At 44.4% G+C, this 21,983-nt stretch carries 20 protein-coding genes; 10 read left to right on the top strand and 10 right to left on the bottom strand.

The window, feature by feature from the left end; all coding sequences use genetic code 11:
- Positions 1-20 precede the first annotated feature (20 nt).
- The gene (locus GQA99_RS17080; RefSeq protein WP_160055928.1) at positions 21-677 is read left to right on the top strand and encodes a nitroreductase family protein; all 657 of its coding nucleotides are present in this window, start codon (positions 21-23) and stop codon (positions 675-677) included.
- 118 nt (positions 678-795) lie between these two features.
- Here GQA99_RS17080 and GQA99_RS17075 read toward each other — a convergent pair whose 3' ends face one another.
- Complete coding sequence (locus GQA99_RS17075) at positions 796-2,085, bottom strand: alpha/beta fold hydrolase (RefSeq protein WP_160055926.1); 1,290 nt, start codon at positions 2,083-2,085, stop codon at positions 796-798.
- A 216-nt stretch (positions 2,086-2,301) separates the two neighbouring features.
- Between GQA99_RS17075 and GQA99_RS17070 the strand changes: the two genes are divergently transcribed.
- The 9 genes from GQA99_RS17070 (at position 2,302) to GQA99_RS17030 (ending at position 13,954) form a co-directional block, all read left to right on the top strand.
- Positions 2,302-2,946: an MBL fold metallo-hydrolase gene (locus GQA99_RS17070; protein WP_160055924.1), complete on the top strand. Its 645-nt coding sequence runs from the start codon at positions 2,302-2,304 to the stop codon at positions 2,944-2,946.
- Between the two features lie 120 nt (positions 2,947-3,066).
- On the top strand, positions 3,067-4,086 hold the full coding sequence (locus tag GQA99_RS17065; RefSeq protein WP_160055922.1) for an XdhC family protein: 1,020 nt from the start codon (positions 3,067-3,069) through the stop codon (positions 4,084-4,086).
- Between the two features lie 8 nt (positions 4,087-4,094).
- Complete coding sequence (locus GQA99_RS17060; RefSeq protein ID WP_160055920.1) at positions 4,095-4,706, top strand: nucleotidyltransferase family protein; 612 nt, start codon at positions 4,095-4,097, stop codon at positions 4,704-4,706.
- Positions 4,707-5,171: 465 nt separating this feature from the next.
- Positions 5,172-5,624: a (2Fe-2S)-binding protein gene (locus GQA99_RS17055; RefSeq protein WP_160055918.1), complete on the top strand. Its 453-nt coding sequence runs from the start codon at positions 5,172-5,174 to the stop codon at positions 5,622-5,624.
- 2 nt (positions 5,625-5,626) lie between these two features.
- Positions 5,627-7,870, top strand: coding sequence for a xanthine dehydrogenase family protein molybdopterin-binding subunit (locus GQA99_RS17050; RefSeq protein ID WP_160055916.1), 2,244 nt, complete (start codon positions 5,627-5,629; stop codon positions 7,868-7,870).
- A 219-nt stretch (positions 7,871-8,089) separates the two neighbouring features.
- Positions 8,090-9,535: a methyl-accepting chemotaxis protein gene (locus GQA99_RS17045; RefSeq protein ID WP_160055914.1), complete on the top strand. Its 1,446-nt coding sequence runs from the start codon at positions 8,090-8,092 to the stop codon at positions 9,533-9,535.
- 88 nt (positions 9,536-9,623) lie between these two features.
- Positions 9,624-10,337, top strand: coding sequence for a cupredoxin domain-containing protein (locus GQA99_RS17040; RefSeq protein ID WP_229785963.1), 714 nt, complete (start codon positions 9,624-9,626; stop codon positions 10,335-10,337).
- A gap of 2 nt (positions 10,338-10,339) precedes the next feature.
- Complete coding sequence (locus GQA99_RS17035) at positions 10,340-12,673, top strand: bifunctional diguanylate cyclase/phosphodiesterase (RefSeq protein WP_160055912.1); 2,334 nt, start codon at positions 10,340-10,342, stop codon at positions 12,671-12,673.
- A gap of 12 nt (positions 12,674-12,685) precedes the next feature.
- Complete coding sequence (locus GQA99_RS17030) at positions 12,686-13,954, top strand: hypothetical protein (RefSeq protein WP_229785962.1); 1,269 nt, start codon at positions 12,686-12,688, stop codon at positions 13,952-13,954.
- A 66-nt stretch (positions 13,955-14,020) separates the two neighbouring features.
- Here the strand turns inward: GQA99_RS17030 and xthA are convergent, their stop codons facing one another.
- The 9 genes from xthA to GQA99_RS16985 all read right to left on the bottom strand — a co-directional run bounded on the left by xthA (position 14,021) and on the right by GQA99_RS16985 (position 21,954).
- The gene (xthA, locus tag GQA99_RS17025; protein WP_160055910.1) at positions 14,021-14,827 is read right to left on the bottom strand and encodes an exodeoxyribonuclease III; all 807 of its coding nucleotides are present in this window, start codon (positions 14,825-14,827) and stop codon (positions 14,021-14,023) included.
- On the bottom strand, positions 14,827-15,126 hold the full coding sequence (locus GQA99_RS17020) for a YciI family protein (RefSeq protein WP_160055908.1): 300 nt from the start codon (positions 15,124-15,126) through the stop codon (positions 14,827-14,829). Before GQA99_RS17020 ends, xthA begins: the two co-directional genes overlap by 1 nt.
- Before the next feature lie 35 nt (positions 15,127-15,161).
- The gene (locus GQA99_RS17015) at positions 15,162-15,713 is read right to left on the bottom strand and encodes a septation protein A (RefSeq protein WP_160055906.1); all 552 of its coding nucleotides are present in this window, start codon (positions 15,711-15,713) and stop codon (positions 15,162-15,164) included.
- A 110-nt stretch (positions 15,714-15,823) separates the two neighbouring features.
- Positions 15,824-16,732 carry a transporter substrate-binding domain-containing protein gene (locus GQA99_RS17010; RefSeq protein WP_160055904.1) on the bottom strand — a complete coding sequence of 303 codons (909 nt, stop codon included), beginning with the start codon at positions 16,730-16,732 and terminating at the stop codon, positions 15,824-15,826.
- A 122-nt stretch (positions 16,733-16,854) separates the two neighbouring features.
- Positions 16,855-17,658, bottom strand: a complete 804-nt coding sequence (gene trpA / locus GQA99_RS17005; protein WP_160055902.1) for a tryptophan synthase subunit alpha — start codon at positions 17,656-17,658, stop codon at positions 16,855-16,857.
- On the bottom strand, positions 17,651-18,856 hold the full coding sequence (gene trpB / locus GQA99_RS17000) for a tryptophan synthase subunit beta (RefSeq protein ID WP_160055900.1): 1,206 nt from the start codon (positions 18,854-18,856) through the stop codon (positions 17,651-17,653). Before trpB ends, trpA begins: the two co-directional genes overlap by 8 nt.
- A 56-nt stretch (positions 18,857-18,912) precedes the next feature.
- Positions 18,913-20,316 carry a bifunctional indole-3-glycerol-phosphate synthase TrpC/phosphoribosylanthranilate isomerase TrpF gene (gene trpCF, locus GQA99_RS16995; RefSeq protein ID WP_160055898.1) on the bottom strand — a complete coding sequence of 468 codons (1,404 nt, stop codon included), beginning with the start codon at positions 20,314-20,316 and terminating at the stop codon, positions 18,913-18,915.
- Positions 20,309-21,352 (bottom strand): anthranilate phosphoribosyltransferase, encoded by a 1,044-nt coding sequence (gene trpD, locus GQA99_RS16990; protein ID WP_373291452.1) that lies wholly within the window; start codon positions 21,350-21,352, stop codon positions 20,309-20,311. Before trpD ends, trpCF begins: the two co-directional genes overlap by 8 nt.
- The gene (locus GQA99_RS16985; RefSeq protein WP_160055966.1) at positions 21,352-21,954 is read right to left on the bottom strand and encodes an aminodeoxychorismate/anthranilate synthase component II; all 603 of its coding nucleotides are present in this window, start codon (positions 21,952-21,954) and stop codon (positions 21,352-21,354) included. The genes trpD and GQA99_RS16985 overlap by 1 nt, the downstream gene beginning before the upstream one ends.
- Positions 21,955-21,983 lie beyond the last annotated feature (29 nt).

Here is a 21,983-nt window from a genome sequence, read left to right as displayed (position 1 = left end):
TTATTTTTATGGAGCATCACATGACTCACGCTATTATTTCTGATTTAGAAAAACGTTACACCGCAAAACGCTACGATGCTACTAAGCGCGTATCAGCAGCCGACTTAGCTGTTATTTATGATGCAATGGTGTTGTCACCTTCATCAATTAACTCTCAACCATGGAAGTTTATCGTCATTGAAAGTGATGACGCTAAGCAACGTCTGCATGACTCTTTTGCAAACAAATTTCAGTTTAACCAACCACACGCTAAAGCAGCTTCGCACACAATATTGTTTGCCTATAACCCAAAGTATACTCGTGAAGATTATGCCAAAGTGGTAGACCAGGGCATTACTGATGGCCGTACTAAGCCAGAAGATCGTGAAGGTGCATTTGGTGCATATGCGTTTGTTGATTTAAACACTGACGCAGCGGGCAATAACGCTGCCTGGACGAAGTCGCAAACTTATTTAGCTCTGGGTAACACCATGCACACGCTAGCACGTCTTGGCATTGACTCTACGCCGATGGAAGGTGTTGACAGTGAAATGCTAGGCCAGGTGTTTGCAAAAGAATTAGACGGTTATGTCTGTGATGTGGCGTTAGCATTTGGCTATCACCACTCAGATGAAGACTACAATGCTAAACTGCCTAAGTCTCGCCTAGCTGCTGAGCAGGTATTGCAAGTATTGTAATGGCCGTTTCGTTATAAAACGGTATCATCCCCATAAAAAAGGGGCATAAGATTTAGTCTTATGCCCCTTTTTTATTCTTTCTTATTTCTTATGTCTAATGCTTATTTCTTATCAAATATTAACGCAAACAATGGCCGCGATTAAGGCTAATGAGTTTGTCTAACACTCGCTCGCCGTCCATGCGAATACCGTTGTGTTCATACTCTGAGGTGAGCCAGTATTTAAGATTACTCACTTGCTTGGCCGTTTCTAGGCTGTATTGCATTTCAACAAACATATCTTCGCTGTATATCGCGGCGGCAACGGGCACTTTATTGGCGGCAAGTTGCTCAAGGTTGTACAGGGCTGGCCAATCTTTTTTCGCGGCGATTAAATTGGCCGCTTGTTGCAGTGGCTCAAGTTGTTCAAATTGCGCAAACATCCATGGATACACCATTTCGCCTGTGAACAATAAGGGTTTGCCTGGGCGATAGTTAAATTGGCTAAACTCGTTTCTGACTCTGTGCGCAGCCCATGCCGATGCCTGTTGCTGACAGTAAATCGACTCGTGCATTAACGCAAAAATGGGGTTGGTGTTGTAATCAAGAAATTGGCTAAATTGATGCAAAAACAACGGGTTTACATCAACCCCATGGGGGGTATCTATTAAGGCTTGTTCAAGCAAATAGTAAACGGCTTCAGGCCCTTGTTCCATGCCCAAATTAATGCCCAATAATTGGAGCATTTCTACGGTCAATAGCTCGCCCGTGCCAAGGTAGACTTTATTGTCGAACAGGTATTTTGCCAGTGTGTCGACTAAGACTCTGGCATCGCTAAAGCGGGTGAAAAAGTCTTGATTCTTTGCCAATACTCGCTGATATGTTGCCTGGTAAACCTCGTCTGCAGATCGGGTTAATGAGGGGATCCCCCCGGTGATGTAGGCTTCTTTTAAGCCCTCTGGCGCGGCTGATAAATAATGTAAAACACAAAAGCCGCCAAAGCTTTGGCCTAAAATACTCCAGGGTTCGCCTGGGGATAATTTAGTGCGAATATATTCGGCATCGCGAATAATGTTATCGGCACGAAAAAAACTTAAATAATCGGCCTGATCGGTGGCGCTCATGTAACTTAAGCTGGTGGCATTTACGGGCGTCGATAACCCGGTGCCTCGTTGGTCTAGTAGCAATACCCGATATTCTTTCAATGCGCGTTTAATCCAACCACTATAACTTAGAGGTCTTACTGCGCCAAAGCCTGGGCCACCCTGAAAAAAAACTAAATAGGGCAGTTGCTTGTGCTGGTTTTCAACGCTAACCAACTCTCGGGCAAATACAGTAATCTGCTTGCTCGGACTTTGTTGGTAATCAAGTGGCACCGAGAAAAAATGTTTACGTGCTTTGATGTCTGATAAAGTGATATCAATGTGCATACATGTCCTACTGAGTCTGTGGGAAGTATTATGAGTCGTTAAGCATTGATCACTGAACAAGTGACTCGGTAATTATCCATGAGTTATTGGGTTGGGTATAGTGTACATCAACAATGCAAAGCTTGATGGGTATCACATTAAAAAGCTATCTAGATCAATACTGCCTAGGTAAAATTAACCGATAATCAACATATGAGCATAAGTATGAGGTTGCCGATGAAGTATCAAATTATCCCTGTTACTCCCTTTCAGCAAAACTGCAGTGTTATTTGGTGCGAGAAAACCTTAAAAGCTGCAATTGTGGATCCCGGTGGTGATATCGAAAGGATCATGGCTGAGGTCACTAAGTTAGGCTTAAGCGTAGAGAAAATTCTACTGACCCATGGACATATTGATCATGTTGGTGGCGCGGCCAATTTAGCGGCACAATTATCTGTGCCGATTATCGGTCCTCACGAGGCCGATAAGTTTTGGTTAGATAACCTGGTCAAACAAAGCCAAAATTTCGGATTTCCGCGGGCGGAGGCCTTTGAACCTAAGCAATATCTTGAAGAGGGGGACGAGGTGAGTATTGGCGAGCAGACGCTCAGTGTGTTGCATTGTCCTGGCCACACTCCTGGGCATATTGTGTTTTATAATGCCCCGGCTAAGTTAGCCTGGGTGGGCGATGTGTTATTTAGAGGCTCTATTGGCCGCACTGATTTTCCGCAATCTAATCATCAAGATTTGCTGCATTCTATTACCACTAAATTATGGCCTTTGGGCAACAATTTCAGCTTTATTCCTGGTCATGGGCCGATGTCGACCTTTGCCGATGAGCGCCAGCATAACCCGTTTGTTGCTGACCAGTTATTTGATTAAAAATTAACTGTTTGTAAGTGATTCATAAAATTAAGACATAAATTGAAACCATTGATTCTTTGCATTGTAAAGGCAGTCTGTTAGCTTAGAAGACTGCGTTTATTATGATGGACAGTTTTCATGGTTCAACACCTTGTTGATTTACTCGATGCCTGGTTACCTACTTATCAAGAAGACTGGGTTGTAGCAGTATTAACTCAAGTACAAGGGTCTTCTTATCGTAAACCCGGTGCTATCATGCTATTTCACCCTATGGGTAAAAGTTTAGGCATGCTCAGCGGCGGTTGTCTTGAGGCCGATCTCCGTCGCCATGCCCAGCGTGCAATCCAAACCCAGCAAGTATTGCAATTAACTTACGATGCGACCGACGAGTCTGATACCAGCTATCAGCTTGGTTGTGGTGGTATCGTCAACATTATGATGGTGTCGCTTAACAAAGCGAATAATTATCTAGGTTTAGTTAACGTTCATGACGCGCTAATGCGCGGTGACAGCGGGACTTATCAGCTTAATATTGTTGATGGTGGTGCGCCAAGTCATGCTGTTGCGGGTAAGTTTATTGCGCAAGAACGTGGCTCACCAAACGCGATTACCTTAAACACCAAAACCCAAAAAGTGCAGCAACAGCACAATACTGTCTTGAATATCCCCCTCAGGCCGCCAGTGCATATTGGTATTTTTGGCGGTGGATTAGATGCCCAACCTATCGCGCAAATGGCGCAAACAATGGGGTGGAAAGTATCGGTATTTGATGAGCGCACCGCATATGCTCGCACATATGACTTTCCTGGTTGCCAAATTATAAAACACCCAACCCCCAGTATTTCAGCCGATATTCTTAAGGGGTTAGATGCGGCTTTTGTCATGAGTCATAACCTACAAATTGATGCCAAAACCCTAAAAACGCTGCAACCCTTAGGATTGGCGTATATTTCATTATTAGGCCCAGTTCATCGCCGCGATAAAGTGCTTGATATTGCGCAGCTCAGTGTGGATGACTTTAGCGGTTATTTCTCTGCACCAGCAGGTTTAGCATTAGGTGGTGAATTACCCGGCTCTGTCGCATTAAGCATTTTATCTCAGTGTCATGGTGTGTTGTATCACAGCAAATTAACCAGCCTTGATTGTGTGATGCTGTAAGGATGAGCATGTCATCATCGCCTAAGATTGTTAGCGTCATCTTAGCGGCTGGGGCGAGTAGTCGCTTTAACGGCAGTAAAATCACCGCTCAAATTCAAGGTGGTAAAAGTGTGCTTTCCCATAGCATCGCTACGCTAAAGCAACTCAGTGCAACAGCTAATATTGCCGCGCCCGTGGTGATACTGGGCGCGCATATTAATGATGAAGTGATGGCGATTGCCGCTGATACCCAGCGGATAATCAATCCACATTGGCAGTTAGGTTTATCAAGCTCGGTTAAACACGCTGTCGCCTATGCTATTGAGGCAAATGCTGATGCATTATTGTTGGTGTTGGCTGATCAAGTTGCCTTAACCTTGGATGATTATCTGGGTTTGATTGAGGCTTATCAGCACAATGGCCAAACTAGCTGCAGTTTTTACCATCAAGATGTAGGCGTGCCAGCAGTATTTATTGCTGACGACTTTATTAGTTTATTGTCTATTGACGGCGATAAAGGCGCTAAAAGCGTGTTAAAACGCCGTGCCGAACAGAATAGTTTAACTATTTTGTCTATGGAGAATGCTCAGTTTGATATTGATACACCTGCCGATTTAGCCTTGTGGTTGCATCAACAATAATTCGTTTAACTGAACTTGAGCTAGTTCAGTTAAGTTTAATCTAATTCAAGTAACGTTAATAAACCTGTTTATGGCGATATCTGCAAGCGGTTGCCATAAATACAAGCTATTTCAATAAATACAAGTAACTGCATTTTTGTTCTTAAGTTTATACCCAATCAACTTGAAGATCCGTGTTTCAGAGCTTCACCGTGTTTTCAATACTAGGCGCGTTAATGCAGTAATGTAGGTACCTTATAAATTAGCGCAACAACGCTCTTGATTTAATAATCAGGGGAACACGGTGAAACTCCCAAAGGGCAAGTTTTACACGCGTTTATGCTGCGTTATTGATTTTGGAAAGGGAACGACCATTACCTGCAATCAATGCCTTGCCTAAACACGTGTAAATTCTTGCTGAAATCGAGCATCTTCAGGCTGATTGGGTATATACCAGTAAGACTTTTGCCTAATTAAGGAGTGATTATGACAACCACAACACAAAAACTACTGGTCAACGGTAAGGACTTTACCCTTGATGCCGACCCCAATATGCCCGTCTTATGGGCTTTGCGTGACATCCTAGGTTTTACCGGTACCAAGTTTGGTTGCGGCGCGGGCTTATGTGGTGCGTGTACTATCCACGTAGATGGCAGCCCCATGCGCGGTTGTTTAACCAGTCTTAAGCAAGTGCAGGGCAAGCAAGTCACTACGATTGAAGGCCTAGAGGCTCAAAAACTCAAAGATGCCTGGTTAACGCACAATGTGCCTCAATGTGGTTTCTGTCAGGCTGGGCAATTAATGTCTGCTGCAGCACTATTAAAAGTCACAGCAAAACCAACCGATGCACAAATTGATGATGCGATGTCGGGCAATATTTGTCGTTGCGGAACCTACCCACGCATTAAATCAGCGATCAAATCAGTGACGGAGGCATAATCATGACGACATTTACCGCAGTTGAAAATATTAGCCGTCGTAACGTGCTTAAGTTATTTGGTGCAGTAGGCGGGGGGTTAGTTCTTGGCAGCACGAGTTTAGCCTGGAGCCCAATGGCGCTAGCGCAAGACAAACAAGCCACGATGAATTTGTTTGTTGCCATTGGCGAAGACGATAAGGTTTACCTCACGTGTCATCGTTCTGAAATGGGCCAGGGTATTCGAACCGGTATTCCGCAGGTGTTAGCCGATGAGTTAGAAGCCGATTGGGACAAAATAGTGGTTGTTCAAGGTTTAGGCGACAAAGCTTACGGCGATCAAAACACCGACGGCAGCCGAAGCATTCGTAAGCAATATCACAAAATGCGTCAAATGGGCGCCATGGCTAGAACCATGCTTGAGCAAGCGGCGGCCGATAAATGGAAAGTACCATTGACTGAAGTGTATGCCAAACAAAGTCGCGTGTATCACAAAGGTTCTAGCAAAAGCTTACGTTTTGGCGAGTTAGCAGTAGCAGCATCGGCCATTAACGTGCCCGATGTTGAAACGCTGACGTTTAAGCCAGACAGTGAATTTAACTTTATTGGTAAACCTAAAACGATTGTTGATATGGATGACATATTAGCGGGTACAGCCATGTTTGGTTATGACATCAACGTTGATGGCATGGTGTATGCCAGCATTACTCGCCCACCGGTATTGGGCAGTGATGTGGCCACATTAGATGATAGCGCGGCGCGTAAAGTAGCGGGGGTGTTGGATATTATTCAGTTACCTGTACCTAAAGGCGCACCATTATTTCAAGCTTTGGGCGGTGTAGCCGTTATTGCCAGCAACACTTGGAGTGCGATGGAAGGGCGTAAAGCGCTGAAAATCACCTGGACAAAATCTGTCAATGATAACCACGATACCACTCAGTATTTGGCCGAGTTAGTTGAACGAGTTAAACAACCTGGCAAAGTGATGCGCCAGTTAGGTGCTAGCGTTGATTCATGGCCTGCAGAGTCGACAATTAATGCGGTTTATACTGTGCCGTATTTAGCTCATGCCATGATGGAGCCGCCGGTGGCGACCGCGAGTGTGACCACGGACGGATGCGAAATTTGGGCATCCACTCAAACGCCACAAAGCACTCAGAAAAATGTCGCCGCGGTACTTGGTCTTGCTGAAGAAAAAGTGAAAGTGAATGTGACACTGTTAGGGGGCGGATTTGGACGTAAATCCAAACCCGATTTTAGCGTAGAAGCGGCCATGTTATCTCAAAAACTCAATAAGCCCGTTAAGGTGTCGTGGACCCGAGAAGATGAAATACAAAATGGTTATTACCATGCGATTAGTGCGCAATTTTATCAGGCTAAGCTCGATAACAGCAATCAACCTCAAGCCATATTAGCCCGTACTGGGTTTCCATCTATTAGTTCTACTTTTGCTGAAGGGGTCGATTTACCCTCTGCTGGTGAACTTGATTTAGGCTTTGTTGATGTGCCATTAGCGTTGCCACAAATACAGCTCGAAGCCGTAAAAGCTACCGCCCATACTCGTATTGGGTGGATGCGTTCGGTGTGTAATATTCAGCACGCGTTTGGCATTGGCAGTTTTGTCGATGAGTTGGCCGTTAAAGCCAATAAACCTTGCCTGCAAATGTGGCGTGAAATGCTCGGTGAAGCCAGAAAAGAAACCCTTGCGGATCAAGGGTTCGAGTATGGTAACTACGGTGAAACCCTTGACGATCATCCTATTGATGTAGGCCGTTATCATAATGTGCTTAATATCATGGAAGCTAAACTTGCGCAGCAAGCACCTGTGCAAAAAAATCAAGGTTGGGGTTTTGCTATTCATCGCAGTTTTACAACCTATGTTGCCGTCGCCACCTTAGTTGAAGTAAAAGATAACAACCTTAAGGTGTTAAAAAGTATCTCCGCAATTGATGCCGGTTTGGTGGTCAATCCAGACCGATTAACGTCGCAAACCGAAGGGGCGATCATTTTTGGCTTAAGTTTAGCCATGATGGGCGAGATAAGCTTTAAAGGCGGCCAGGTGCAGCAATCGAACTTTCATGATTATCCATTACTGCGTTTTCCACAAAGCCCTGAAATAGAAGTCATTCATATCCAGTCTACTGCTAACCCAGCCGGTGTCGGAGAGCCTGGCGTGCCGCCTGTTGCGCCAAGCTTAACCAATGCAATATTTGCCGCGACTGGCAAAAGGTATCGTGATTTACCTCTAAACAAGGTGTTATCGGTATAAAGAATTGTGAGCGCTAGCACTTAAGTTTTACACACTTAAGTCGATAATAATTAAGCTAAATGCCTAAGTGTGTTGCACTTAGGCATTTTTTATATTTTTGATTGGTTCAGTCATTGTCCCGATCGGCTCAGCTATACTGATATTGGTATGAGTACTCCAAGTAGATTTTTTTTCAATCAAAGGTTTCGTGTGTATTAAATTGCCTTAGGAAGCGTAAATATGAAGCAGATCCAGTTTAGAAAAATTGACGCAATCATGATTAAGTTCAGCCTAAACGGCAAATTTTGGATTGTGTGTTCAATGGTCGCGGCAATTACCTGTGTAATTGCATTATTAAATTATCAACAAGCGAGGGATTTGATCGCACAGGCATCGCAAGAAAGAGTGACAGCCAGTGTGCAAAGCTTTGCTAGCGTAGCGAATAATCAAGCTTTACCCGAGGCGCAGCTGCAACAATTTGCTTCAGACAACCAATTGCAAGTTTCTGCTCGTGATAATACCGGGCGTAATGGCGACACAGTAACAGCGTCTGCCAGTGTGGGTAATCAATATTTAAGTCACAGCCAAAATGTAACGTCGTGGGAGCAAGATGCAAAAGGCGATGCCCAGTTTATGTTGATCATTGCATTAGTGGGTTTATTACCGTTGTTTCAACTCAGTTACTGGATTTCAACCTCATTAGGTGGCGGACTGTGGGAAATGTACATGGCCATTAAGCGTTTGGCTGACGGTGATTTAAGTTTTAGGCTTAACTTTTTTGGCACCGATGATTTCAGTTTAATCGCCACCGACATTGACCGCTGCGCTGATAATATGAGTGAAATGGTTAAGGCTATTCGTGATAATTCACACACGTTATCTGCCGCGGCTGATGAGTTTAATAGCCAGGCAAATACCAATAAAGAACTTATCGACCAACAACATCATTTTTTAGATGCGGTATCTCATGCGATGGAGCAAATGACTTCAGCCATTGCTGATGTGTCGCATCATGCGGGGGAAACCTCATCGCACACCCAACAAAATGCTAAGCAAATGGACCAAAGTCAGCAGAAAATTAACGATGCTGTGCAAAGAGTGCGTTATTTATCGGAACGAATTGCAGAATCATTTTCGTCGGTTGAGCAATTGTCTCATGACGCCACCCAAATTAACGATGTAGTGACCACGATTGAGAGCATATCGCAGCAAACGAATCTGTTAGCGCTAAATGCGGCAATTGAAGCGGCAAGGGCGGGCGAACAAGGCCGAGGTTTTGCGGTAGTGGCCGATGAAGTGCGCACGTTAGCGGGCCGAACTCAAGAAGCGACAGTGCAAATTCAGAAAATGATTGAAGGCTTACAAAAAGGCACTAAAAATCTTACCGGCATTACCAATGTGATAGTTGAGCAAGCCGATCAAGGTAGCGCTAGCATTAAAGCCGTGGGTGATGATATTACTCAAATGGCAGGGTCGATTAACTCGGTGTTTGATATGAGCAGCCAAATTGCCGCTTCAGCTGAGCAGCAAAGCATGTCTGCTGGAGACATATCATCGCAAATTAATCACATTCGTCAACAATCTGAAATTATCAGCAACACCGCAAAACAGTCTACGGTGTTAGCAAAAGAGCTTAATGACTCATCAAAAGGACTAGCCGCAATGTTAAGCCAATATAAAATTTAAGATGGTTGAAATAAAACAGCTTTTGCTGAGGTCTTGTAGATATACTTAGGCAATATTGCTGATTAACATGCTAACAATAGGAGTGTAGATGATTGGTGTAAGCCTAAATCGTGACAAGAAAAAGATGAGCTTAAGGTCGCCGCTAAGTCTGACAGCTTTGCTGTTGTTGACTCAACTCGCCAGTCAATTATTTGCTCAAAGTGTCAGCGCTCAAGAGTTGTTGATACTTAATCAACAAGGCCAGGCTGCGGTCAATGTGGTGGTGTATTTACAGCCCAACAACGCGGAAAATCGGGTTGTAACAGCGCAGCCTGCCAAAGCTGAAGTGCATCAAAAAGACAAACAGTTTTCACCTTATATTACCGTGGTGCAAAAAGGCCAAGAGGTCGCTTTTGTTAATGAAGATGATATAACTCATCATATTTATTCTGCATTAGGCCCGAAACGATTTTCATTTAAGTTACGCCACGAACAAGAGCAACAGTTAATCATGTTTGAAACAGCGGGTCATGTGTCTATGGGCTGTAATATTCATGACTGGATGTCGGGACATTTGCTGGTGGTTGATACACCGTTTTATGCCATCACCGATAGCCAAGGCAAGGTAGTGTTTAACGCATTACCTGAAGATGACTTTACTGTGAGTGTCTGGCATCCGCAATTAAAGCTTAACGATAACCAGCAATTACAGACGTTTCATTTACCCAATAAGCAGCCAATTGTTATCACTTTAGAGGCTGAATTTGATAGTATTCCTAAACAGCAAAGTTTAGATGAATTTGAATTCCTAGAAGGATACTAATATTGGTATTGTTTAATCGTCTGCAGACACGGATTTTTGCGTTTTTTGTACTGGTTATTATTGCGGTACTAACCTTGTCTTTCTGGCTTTCATATCAATCCAATCAACGCCTCGAACAGCAATATGTCGCTAACCAACTCGAGGTGGCAAGTTTAGTCTTTGAGTCACAATACGATAACCGTAATTATTATTTGGCGGCGTTTGCATCTACTGCGGCTAAAGACTTTGCTTTAAAAGATATTTTTATTGATGGTGATAACCGTAGTTTTTTAGTGGCATTAAATAATCATCGTGGCCGTATCAACGCTTCACTCGCGATGGCTGTGTCGGGTGACGGTAAAGTGATTGGTCAATTGGTGGCCTCGCAAGATGAACTCGGTCAAGAAGTGGTGGCGCTTGGTTCGGAACAACATGCACCTTTTCGTTATAAACTCGACACTGAGTTTGATCAAATAAGTCCTTTCTATCTGCTCGATAACAAACTATATCAAATTAAGTTTTCGCCGCTCACCAGTGGCGGCAATAGTGTCATTGGCTGGGTTGGTTTTGGTTTTTTAATAGGAGACTCTTTAGCGAACTCTCTGCAAAAACTCACCGGATTAAACAGCGGTTTTATGCTGTTAGAAAAAGAGGTGATTACCCCAGTGGGTCATTCTGGGTTTCCGCTTGAGCACCATGAAACACAAATAGTGACTCAATATATTGTCGCAGACCAAGCCGACAGCGACTTTATTTTATGGAAACAATTTTTAGGTCATGTAGATGATCAATCCTTACATGCTTATATGTATAAGTCGCGTTCAGATCTCTTGGCATCAATCGAATCTCAATGGTTACAGCAAGTGGCGGTGTTATTATTAATGTTACCGGTATCATTGCTATTGGCATTTTGGATATCGGGCAGTATTACCCGACCAATTAAACAATTAATAGAACAAGCTCGATTTATTGCCAAAGGGAATTATCATTCGAATGTGAGTGTAGACTCGAGTGTTGAATTACAGCAACTTGCCAGTGAGTTTACTTCGATGCAACAAGCGATTGTGGCGCGCGAGAAAGCCATTGAGCATCAAGCATTTCATGATCCTCTTACTAATTTAGCCAATCGCAATCAATTACAACGTGTCTGTGAGCCATGGCTAATTGAAGGTTCAACCATGGCAATTTGCTTAATTAACATCCGCCGCATGACCGAGGTGAATGTCACGTTAGGCCATGCGGTTGGCGATGAAGTGATTAAAGAAGTGGCTAAACGGCTTTGTCATATCAACCCGAACGCCCTAGCGTGTCGTTTGTCTGGCGATGAGTTTGTGTTGGCGTTTAAAGAATATGAGCATGCATCTTTTGAAGTGTTCTTGACCATGTTACAGGCAAAAATTGGCCAAGATTATCACTACCAAGATATTTTACTGCATTTACAATTTACTGCAGGAGTCAGCTTTTATCAGCCAGGTATGGATATTGTGACCCTGTTACGCCAGGCCGATACCGCATTGCAGCACGCTAAAATGAATAAGCGTGATTATCAAGTTTATGATGCCAACATTGATAAAAATAGCGTTGAGCGTTTTCAATTAATTAACGAATTAAAAGTCGCTATTGAACAAAATCAATTGGTACTTTATTACCAGCCTAAACTGAATTTAGCGAAACAAAAAATTACTCACGTTGAAGCATTAGTGCGCTGGAACCATCCTGCTCGAGGGATTATTCCGCCAGATACGTTTATTCCTATTGCTGAAAAAACCATGCAAATGGATGCTTTGACTCGTTGGGTTATTACCGAGGCTATGGCGCAATATCATCGTTGGCAAGTGCAAGGTATAGACATGTGCATAGCGGTGAATATTTCAGCCGAAAATTTAAAAGATGAGCAGTTTTGCTACTGGGTGATCGACACCTTGGCACAACACAATGTCCCTGTGTCGGCGATGACGCTTGAGATCACCGAAGATGCCGTGGTGTCAGACCCTGAGCTGGCGGTTAAACAGCTGACTTTATTGCGTCAAAATGGCTTAACCCTGTCGATTGACGATTACGGCACGGGTTATTCGTCATTGGCGCAGTTAAAACAATTACCCGTAGATGAACTAAAAATTGATAAGTCATTTGTGCAAAAGTTACTGCAGACAAATGCAGACCAAATTATTGTGCAATCAACCTTACAATTAGCCCATAACCTAGGACTTAAAGTCGTTGCAGAAGGTATTGAAGATAAAGAGACCTTACAATGGCTCACTGAGCGGCACTGTGAAATGGGCCAGGGCTTTTATTTGTCACGGCCATTACCAGAGCTGCAATTTAACGATTGGTTAAGCCAGTCTGCTTATGTATAGGAGTGATAATTATTGACTGTTATTGACCGTTTAATATTTCGCTGTATCTGTTTATCGGTGTTAACTGTTCACTCAAGCGCCCAGTCTATGGCGTGGAGTGAGGTTGAACATCATGTCAGTGGCGTAGTTGATACTCGAATAGGGTATGCTGACAGCAGCGATTCATACTTAAGCGGTGGGCTAGGTAAGTTTAGTGCCAATAATGGTTCGCAGATAGCGTTGTCGCAATTAGGACTCAGTTATCACACGCTATGGGGTGACGCGTGGTCTAGCCGTATTATCGCAAATGCCTATGTTGATGGCATCAATAATGGCCTTGGTTTAACAGAGGCACTAGTTCGTTATCGCGACATTCCAAGCGAGTCGGGTATTCGTCTCGATGTTGAATTTGGCTTAATGTATCCCAAAATATCATTAGAAAACGTCGCCACCGCGTGGGCATCGCCTTATAGCTTAACCTATTCGACAATGAACAGCTGGCTTGCAGAAGAAGTCAGGCACATCGGTTTGTCGACCACGATTGAATCTTTAGGTCAATACCGCCAATCGGCGCATGACTTTTCATTAACCGCCGAAGCGTTTATGTTTAATGACACCACGGGCGCCATACTCGCCTGGCATGGTTGGACGCAAACATCGAGGCAAACACTTCTACAAGAAACCCTCCCAATTACGACCATACCCGCAATGCAACCTGACGGTATGCTCGCAGAGCAAGCGGCCAACTCCGACCCCTTTACCGAACTTGATGACCGTATTGGTGCCCATGTTGTGGCTAAGTGGACGTGGCGAAATAAAGGTAGCGTACAGGCTGGATACTACGACAATAACGCCAATACACTTATTGTGAAGCAAGGTCAATATGTGTGGTTAACCCAGTTTGGCCATGTCGGTGCTAAATGGCTGCTCCCTTATGGCGTTAGTTTTACCAGCCAGTATATGCAAGGCAGCACCTTAATGACTAATACCGACGGTTTGCCTGTGGTCGACAATGATTTTCACTCAGGTTATGTCATGGTGAGTAAACGTTGGTTGCAGCATCGTGTAAGCTTGCGTGTAGAAGACTTTTCAGTGACAGATAACGATGAGACTCCAGAGGATGATAACAACGAGGATGGTCAGTCGTTGACTGTGGCTTATCAATATCAGCTGGATAAACCCTGGTTTATACAGCTTGAATACAATGTGATTGATTCAACTCGCCCTGCAAGAAAGTATCTAAACCAGTCTATCGATCTTGTTGAACAGCAATGGCAAGTGTCGAGCCGTTACTTTTTTTAAGGCCAATAAAAAATGCTACACCGATAATGGCGTAGCATTTTATTGTTGGACTGTTTATTGCTGAACTTAACTTAATGTTGTCCAGATAGGCGCATGATCAGACGGCTTTTCAATGCCGCGTAAATCATAATCAACGTCAGATTCAAGAAGGCGAGCAACCATTGGCTGAGTGACCAAAATCACATCAATGCGCAGGCCGCGGTTGTCATCAAAACCTTTGCTGCGATAATCAAACCATGAATAACGCTCAGTGCGACTTGGGTGTAAATGACGGAAACTGTCAATAAATCCCCATTGTTGTAAACGCGCTAACCATTCACGTTCTTCAGGCTGAAAGCTGCATTTACCGGTTTTTAACCAACGCTTTGCATTCACATCGCCAATACCGATATCTAAATCAGCGGGTGAAATATTAATATCACCAATAATCGCGATATCTTCATCTGCGTGATGGTGCTTTTCTAGGTGCAGCATCAAATCTTGGTAAAACTTACGTTTGGCTGGGTATTTCGTTTCATGGCTAATGTTTTCGCCTTGAGGGAAATAACCATTGAATACGGTTAATGTACGGCCATTATCTTGTTTGAACTGACCAATGATTAAACGGCGCTGGGCATCTTCTTCGTCGGTTTCAAAGCCTTTAATAATGTTTAAAGGCTCAGCCTTAGACAGCATAGCCACACCATAATGGGCTTTACCACCATGATAATGAACCTTATACCCCATGGCTTCAACGTCTGCTAATGGGAAGGCTTCGTCGTGCACTTTGGTTTCTTGCAGGCCAATAATGTCAGGCGAGTGGCTGTCGATCAGCGCTTGTAATTGATGCAAGCGTGCGCGCAGGCCGTTAATGTTAAATGAAACAATCTTCATTAAGGCAATACTCGCTTAAATGGCTTAACGATAACGCTTTTATAAACACCAGCAGCAATATATGGGTCAACGTCAGCCCAGGCTTGCGCAGCTTCTAAAGACGGGAAATCAGCAACCACCAGTGAACCGGTAAAGCCAGCTTCACCTGGGTTTTCGTTGTCAATGGCTGGGTGTGGCCCTGCGGTTAATAAGCGACCTTCATCAGCTAACGCTTGTAAGCGAGCTAAATGGTCTGCACGAACTGATAAACGTTTTTCTAAGCTATTTTCTACGTCTTGAGATGAAATCATGTACCACATATTGACGGCTTCCTTATTGAAATACGAATTGATGATCACTGACCATCTTCTGGTTTAATTGGATCTTCTTGCATATGTTTATAAAGATAAATAACGGTTATTACAGTATTAATTAAGGTGAGGGCAGTAAGGCCGAACACCTTGAAGTTTACCCAGGTTTCCAGCGGTAAACTAAAGGCAATATAAATATTTGCTAAACCACATAATACAAAAAAACTGACCCAATACCATGTGAGCTGAGTCCAGATTTTATCGTCTACGGTCATTTCTTTTCCTAACATGCTTTTCAGCGCAGGTTTTCCCATGACTTGTGACACAATTAATCCCATCGCAAATAAAGCGTAAACGATGGTGACTTTCCATTTGATGAAGGCGTCATCATGGAAAAATAAGGTTAACGAACCAAATACCGTCACCATTGCAAAGGTGGCTAAATGCATCTTTTCAATGTGTTTATACAATAAGTAGGTGACGACTAATTGAATGGCCGTTGCCGCGATTAATACGCCCGTTGCGGTGTAAATATCGTAAAACTTATACACGGCAAAAAAGATCACTAAAGGTAAAAAATCTAACAGTTGCTTCATAAATCTCTCAAACAGAAAAAATGCAGTTAACCATGATGGCAATGCACTCAACAAAAAAATATGGCTCAATTGTACATGAGGACATGGCGTTTATGAACTGCAAGCTTGTGCTATTGATAACTTGGGGTGATTTGGGGTTTTAAGGTAATCCACAATTGTGGTTCGTTAAGTAAAGAAGCACTTTTCTTCGAGAGATAAGGGTTGTTTAATACAATTTCTGTTCTTTGATCTAATAGAGATTTTTTGAGCATATCTTGAGTAATAGGGTGATGATAAAATAGATCGTCAAAACTGCCATCCACAATCGATTTTCGCAGGCCATACTCAATTCGCTCAGCTAATAGCGTATTCTCTTTATTGACGAAAAAATAGATTGGTGCAGGGTAAATAAGTAAAAAACGTGTATCTAGGATGATGTCTGGATAACGCGCTAAATCTCGCCAGGGTTCATGCATCGCACGAGGGTAATAGTCAAATCGTCCTTTTAATAACATGGCGATGAGTTGTTGATCGCCCCCGGCAATAACGTTAAAACCATTACTACTCAAAATATCTACATCGGGCCAGTCTGCGCCTTGTCCCATTAATGTTTGCTTAATACTATTGACATCCATTTTTGCAAATTTAGCGCGATCGCTTTTACGAATGAGTCCAATTCTGTAGCCCATTAACCCCTTTAATAAAGGAATGTAAACCGCTTGTAATTGCGCTTCTCTTTCAATGCTAGTCATGCTCCACACCACGTCAATCATCTTATTTTCTGCCACCATTTTAAGTGCACGACCTTGAGGCATCTCAATCATTACGGCATTAGTTTGATAATCACCATATCGATCACGGCTTTTTTCTAAAGCGAGATCGAGTAACGAAATGAAGTAAGCTTGTTTAGGATCGGTGCCCTGAATCGAGGCATTATAATGAATGATATTTTTAGGCTGAGCTGGCGCTGCAGTGGTATTAACTCCACCGCATATAAAAAGAATGGCTATCGTTAAAATCCTTATCAACGAACGTGTCATAGCACGCTAAGCTCCGATGTAATCGCATGCTATTGAGTATAGTGAGCATAAAAAAAAGAGCAAACGAGTTGCTCTTTTATATACCAGCTTCTTCAAGTTGATTAGCTATGCATCAATATGTCTTAAGTTGCCGCTTTCATTGCGCGGGTAAACTCAGCTAGCTTAGCCAACAGTGTGGCTTCATCATGTTGATGCGCTTCAATAATTTTAACCACAGCAGACCCTGAAATAGCACCGGCAGCACCAGCGCTAATTGCGGCACGCACTTGCTCAGGCTCGGCAATACCAAAGCCCAGTAATGGAGGTGGGGCATTAAACTCTGCAAGCTGGGCTAAGATATTTTCAATCGGTTGGCCTGCTTTTGACTCAGTACCTGTTACGCCCGCACGAGACAGTAAGTAGGTGTAGCCTTCGCCGCGTTCGCTCACCAGTTTTAATGTATCAGCGTCGGCATTAGGAGGCGCAATAAAAATAGGCGCAATGCCTTGTGCTTTAGCTGCTTGACCAAAAGGTGCTGACTCTTCAACAGGCACGTCGGCAATTAATACTGAATCAACGCCAGCAGCTTGGGCTTTGGCATAAAATGCGTCGATACCGTTAGCAAACACCAAGTTTGCGTACAGTAATAAGCCGATTGGTAAGTCTGGGTGTTGTGCGCGGATTTTAGCGATAAGCTCAAAACAATCATCAGGTTTAGTGCCTGCGGCTAAAGAGCGCAAATTGGCACCTTGAATGACTGGGCCGTCAGCAAGTGGGTCTGAAAACGGAAAGCCTAATTCAAGGGCGTCGGCGCCATTATCAACCAAGGTTTGAATAATTTTTAACGATAGCTCAAGGCCTGGGTCGCCAATGGTCACAAACGGAACGAACGCGCCTTTTTGTTGGGCTTTAAGGGCTGCAAATGTTGCTTGATAACGGTTACTCATTGCCGCTCTCCTTTTGTTTGGCTTCTAGAATATCTGCCACGGTGAAAATATCTTTGTCACCACGTCCTGATAAGTTAACCACGAGGATGGTTTCTTTAGTGGCTTCTTTTGCCATACGAACGGCATACGCCAGTGCGTGGGCAGATTCTAATGCAGGAATAATCCCTTCACAGCGAGCCAGAGTTTGGAACATGTCTAGTGCTTCATCATCGGTTGCAGACTCGTAACGAGCACGGCCTATGGCATTTAAGTGCGCATGTTGTGGTCCAACTGACGGGAAATCAAGCCCGGCAGACACTGAGTATGATTCTTCAATTTGTCCTGAACTGTCTTGCATTAACGGTGACTTCATCCCAAAGAATATGCCGGTTTTACCATGTTTAAGCGGCGCGCCGTGCATTGGGGTGTCGATACCTTTACCAGCAGGCTCTACACCAATCAGCTCAACTGATGGCTCATCGATAAAGTCGGCAAACATACCAATGGCGTTTGAGCCACCACCAACACAGGCGATAACGGCATCTGGCAAGCGACCTTCTTTTTCAAGCATTTGCTTTTTAGTTTCTTCGCCAATCATGCGCTGGAACTCACGCACAATTGTTGGGAAGGGATGTGGACCCGCGGCGGTGCCTAATAAGTAATGCGCTTTGTCGTAGCTAGCAGACCAGTCGCGCATGGCTTCGTTACAGGCATCTTTTAGGGTAGATGAGCCAGAGGTGACAGGGATAACTTCAGCGCCCATTAGCTTCATGCGGAACACATTTGGCGACTGGCGTTCAATGTCTTTTGCGCCCATATAGACTTTACATTTTAAACCTAAAAGCGCGCAGGCTAGAGCGGTTGCTACACCATGTTGGCCTGCACCCGTTTCGGCAATAATTTCTTTTTTACCCATGCGTTTAGCCAATAATGCCTGGCCTAATACCTGGTTTGTTTTGTGCGCGCCGCCGTGGAGTAAGTCTTCACGCTTGAGGTAAATTTTTACCATTGGGTTCGGGCTTAAGTTACGGGTTAAGGTCAATGCTGTTGGGCGACCCGCATAGTTTTTCAATAAGTCGGTAAATTCAGCTTGAAAGCTTTCATCTTGCTGCGCCTCAACAAAGGCGGTTTCAAGTTGCTTTAAGGCTGGTACTAGAATTTGCGGTACGTACATGCCGCCGTATTCGCCGAAATAAGGGTTAAGCTTGAGCTCGGTCATAAATGTTCCCTTCGAGTAATCGTGTTATCGCTAAAAATTGTGTCGTAATGTGCAAATTAGTTACGGCGTAATTGGGTGAATGCTTCAATCAGTTTTTGATGATCTTTATGACCAGGGGCTGATTCTACACCAGAGTTGATGTCTACCCCATAAAAGCCTTGCTGGCTGGCCTGATAAACGTTATCGGGTGTTAAACCGCCAGCCAACATGGCATCGGCTTTATTGTCGATGTCAGCTTGCCAGTTAAAGGTTTGGCCTGTACCGCCAAATTGCTCGGCCGATTTGCTGTCATACAAATATCGGTCAGCACCTTGCGGTATATTTGCCACTGCACCGGTTTGATTGTCGATGGCAATGGCTTTCCAAATTTGTGTACTGAGCTGCTTTTGTGTCAGCAATGCGCGCAGGGCATCAATTTCAAGTTCGGTTTCATTGCCGTGTAATTGCACTGCAAAAAGCTTGAGTGTTTGCGCTAAGGTTGCAATGGTTTCAATCTGTTCATTAACAAACACCCCGACCATATTAAGTGCGATGTGTTGTTGCTGCATTTGGGCAATAAGTTGTGCGGCTGTTGCTTCGCTGACGGCTCGTGGCGATTTAGGATGGAAAATTAACCCACCAAATACGGCACCTGCTTTAGCTGCAGCCGCAATGTCATCAATACGGGTTAAACCACAGACTTTATTGTTGCCATAAATCAACTGACGACAGGCAAGGTCAATATCATCTTGTGCCATGATTGAACTACCAACAAGGTAGCCATCCACTAACGGGTTAAGGCGACGTGTTTGCTGGTGGTTATAAATGCCTGACTCGCTAATCACCACGCGATCCGCAGGGATTTGCGGCGCCAAAAGTTCGGTAGTGGCTAAATCGGTGCTCAAGTCACGTAGGTTGCGATTGTTAATACCAATAATCGGCGCATTAAGATCAATCGCACGTATGAGTTCTGGCTGATTACTGACTTCCGTTAAGGTATCGAGTTGATACTTAGCCGCTTCGTCGGCGAGCAAGCGATATTGGTTATCATCGAGCACCGACAGCATTAATAAAATGGCATCAGCGCCTTGATGGGCCGCGAGCTTCGCTTGATATGGGTCGATAAAGAAATCTTTACAGATGATAGGTTGAGTCACTCGATCGCGAACCCGTGGAATGTAATCCATGTCGCCCTGGAAAAATTCTTCGTCTGTTAACACCGAAATACCCGCAGCATAATGATTGTAAATATCGGCAATGGCTTCGACGTTAAAATCTGGGCGGATAAGTCCTTTAGACGGACTGGCTTTTTTACATTCTAAAATAAACTGTGCATTAGGCGCTTTAAGCGCCGAGTATAAACTGCGATCAGATATTTTAGGCTGCAAACTGGCTTCAGGAAAGCGCAGTTTAAGGGCAGCAATATGGGCAACTTTAGTATCAACAATGCGCGTTAATACATTACTTTCTGGGTTACTCATTGTTTTCTCCAGCTTGGCTAGCAGCGGCTAAATCGGTTAAAAGTGTGTAGGCTTTGCCTGTGGCTAAGGTGGCTAATGCGAGCTGTGTGCCTTGTGCAACAGAGTCGCAAATACCGCTAACGTACAAGGCGCAGCCAGCATTGATGGCAACCGCATCACGATGTGCGCTCTGGCCTTGTCCTTGTAAAATGGCTTGAGTAATCAGCGCATTGTCACTTGGCTCGCCGCCTGTCAGCGTGGTGATATCAGCGCGCGTGACCCCAAGGTCCTCAGGGGTAAGCTGATAAGTACGTACCACGCCGTCTTTTAGTTCTGCTACATGGGTAATATCGTGCAGTGCCACTTCATCTAAGCCGCTACCATAGACAACCATGGCGCGTTTTACCCCAAGGGCATTGAGCACTTGTGCTATCGGTTCAATCAATTCGAGCGAGTAAACCCCAAGTAGCATTGACTCAGGCTTAGCTGGATTAATTAATGGCCCAAGCACGTTGAAAATGGTGCGGGTTTTGAGTGCCGCTCGAACCGGCACCGCATGCTTTACGCCACCGTGATAATGCGGTGCAAATAAAAAACATAATCCCAATTCATCTAAACATTGGCTTGCCGCTTCAGGAGCCATGGTTAGGGCAATACCGCAATGAGATAATAAGTCAGATGAGCCAGATTTACTCGACACGCTGCGGTTGCCATGTTTGGCCACTTTAGCGCCAGCAGCGGCGGCCACAAAGGCTGCCGTGGTTGAAATATTAATGGTGTTATAACCATCGCCGCCTGTGCCGACAATATCGACAATCCCAGTCTCTATCGATGCTTTAGAGCGAGGGAACGCCTTAGCGGCGTGTCTTAAAGCATCTGCAGCACCAGTGATTTCGTCAATGGTTTCGCCGCGCATTTTAAGAGCCACTAACATTCCAGCCATGGTGGCCGGTTCCATTTCGCCCGCAATAATCGTGCTAAACAGCTCTGCGGTTTGTTCACGGCTGAGGTGTTGCCCCTGGTAGAGTTGGTCGAATAAAGCTTGTAAATTAGCCATTATGCGCCTCCACTAGCGGTATTGTCTTGGGTTAAATAAGCCAGTGTTTGCGTTAACAATTGGCTACCTAAGGTGGTTAAAATTGACTCTGGATGAAACTGAAAACCAATAGCTTGATGCTGTGGGTGTAATATTGCCATCGGCATATCCTCGGTTGTGGCGATAACCTCTAGGCAATCTGGCACGCGAGTGGCCACTAGGCTGTGGTAACGGGCAACAGGCAGTGGCGATGGTAAGTTAGCAAATACGCCCTGGCCATTATGAAATGTTGGGCTGGCTTTACCGTGTACTACAAATGGCGCGCGCTCAACTTTACCGCCGTAGTATTCCGCCATGGCTTGATGACCTAAACAAATGCCTAACATAGGCACTTTGCCGGCAACCTTACCGATAAGCTCCATCATGCAGCCAGCTTCGTGTGGCGCGCCAGGACCTGGCGATAATACTAAGGCTGCTTTGCCGGTTTCGTTAATCAGTTTTTCAGCTAAATAGTCGGCGCTCACATCGTTACGATAAATTAATACTTCACAGCCTAAACTGCGGAATTGATCCACAAGGTTGTAGGTAAACGAGTCGAAGTTATCAAGTAGGTATAATTTCATTTTAGCGCTCGCTTGTGGGTGAGTGTTGC

It is taken from the genome of Shewanella litoralis (assembly GCF_009828585.1).
Lineage (GTDB): Bacteria > Pseudomonadota > Gammaproteobacteria > Enterobacterales > Shewanellaceae > Shewanella > Shewanella litoralis.
The sequence above is the reverse complement of the archived record's forward strand: the minus strand, read 5'-3'. Positions and strand labels throughout refer to the sequence as shown.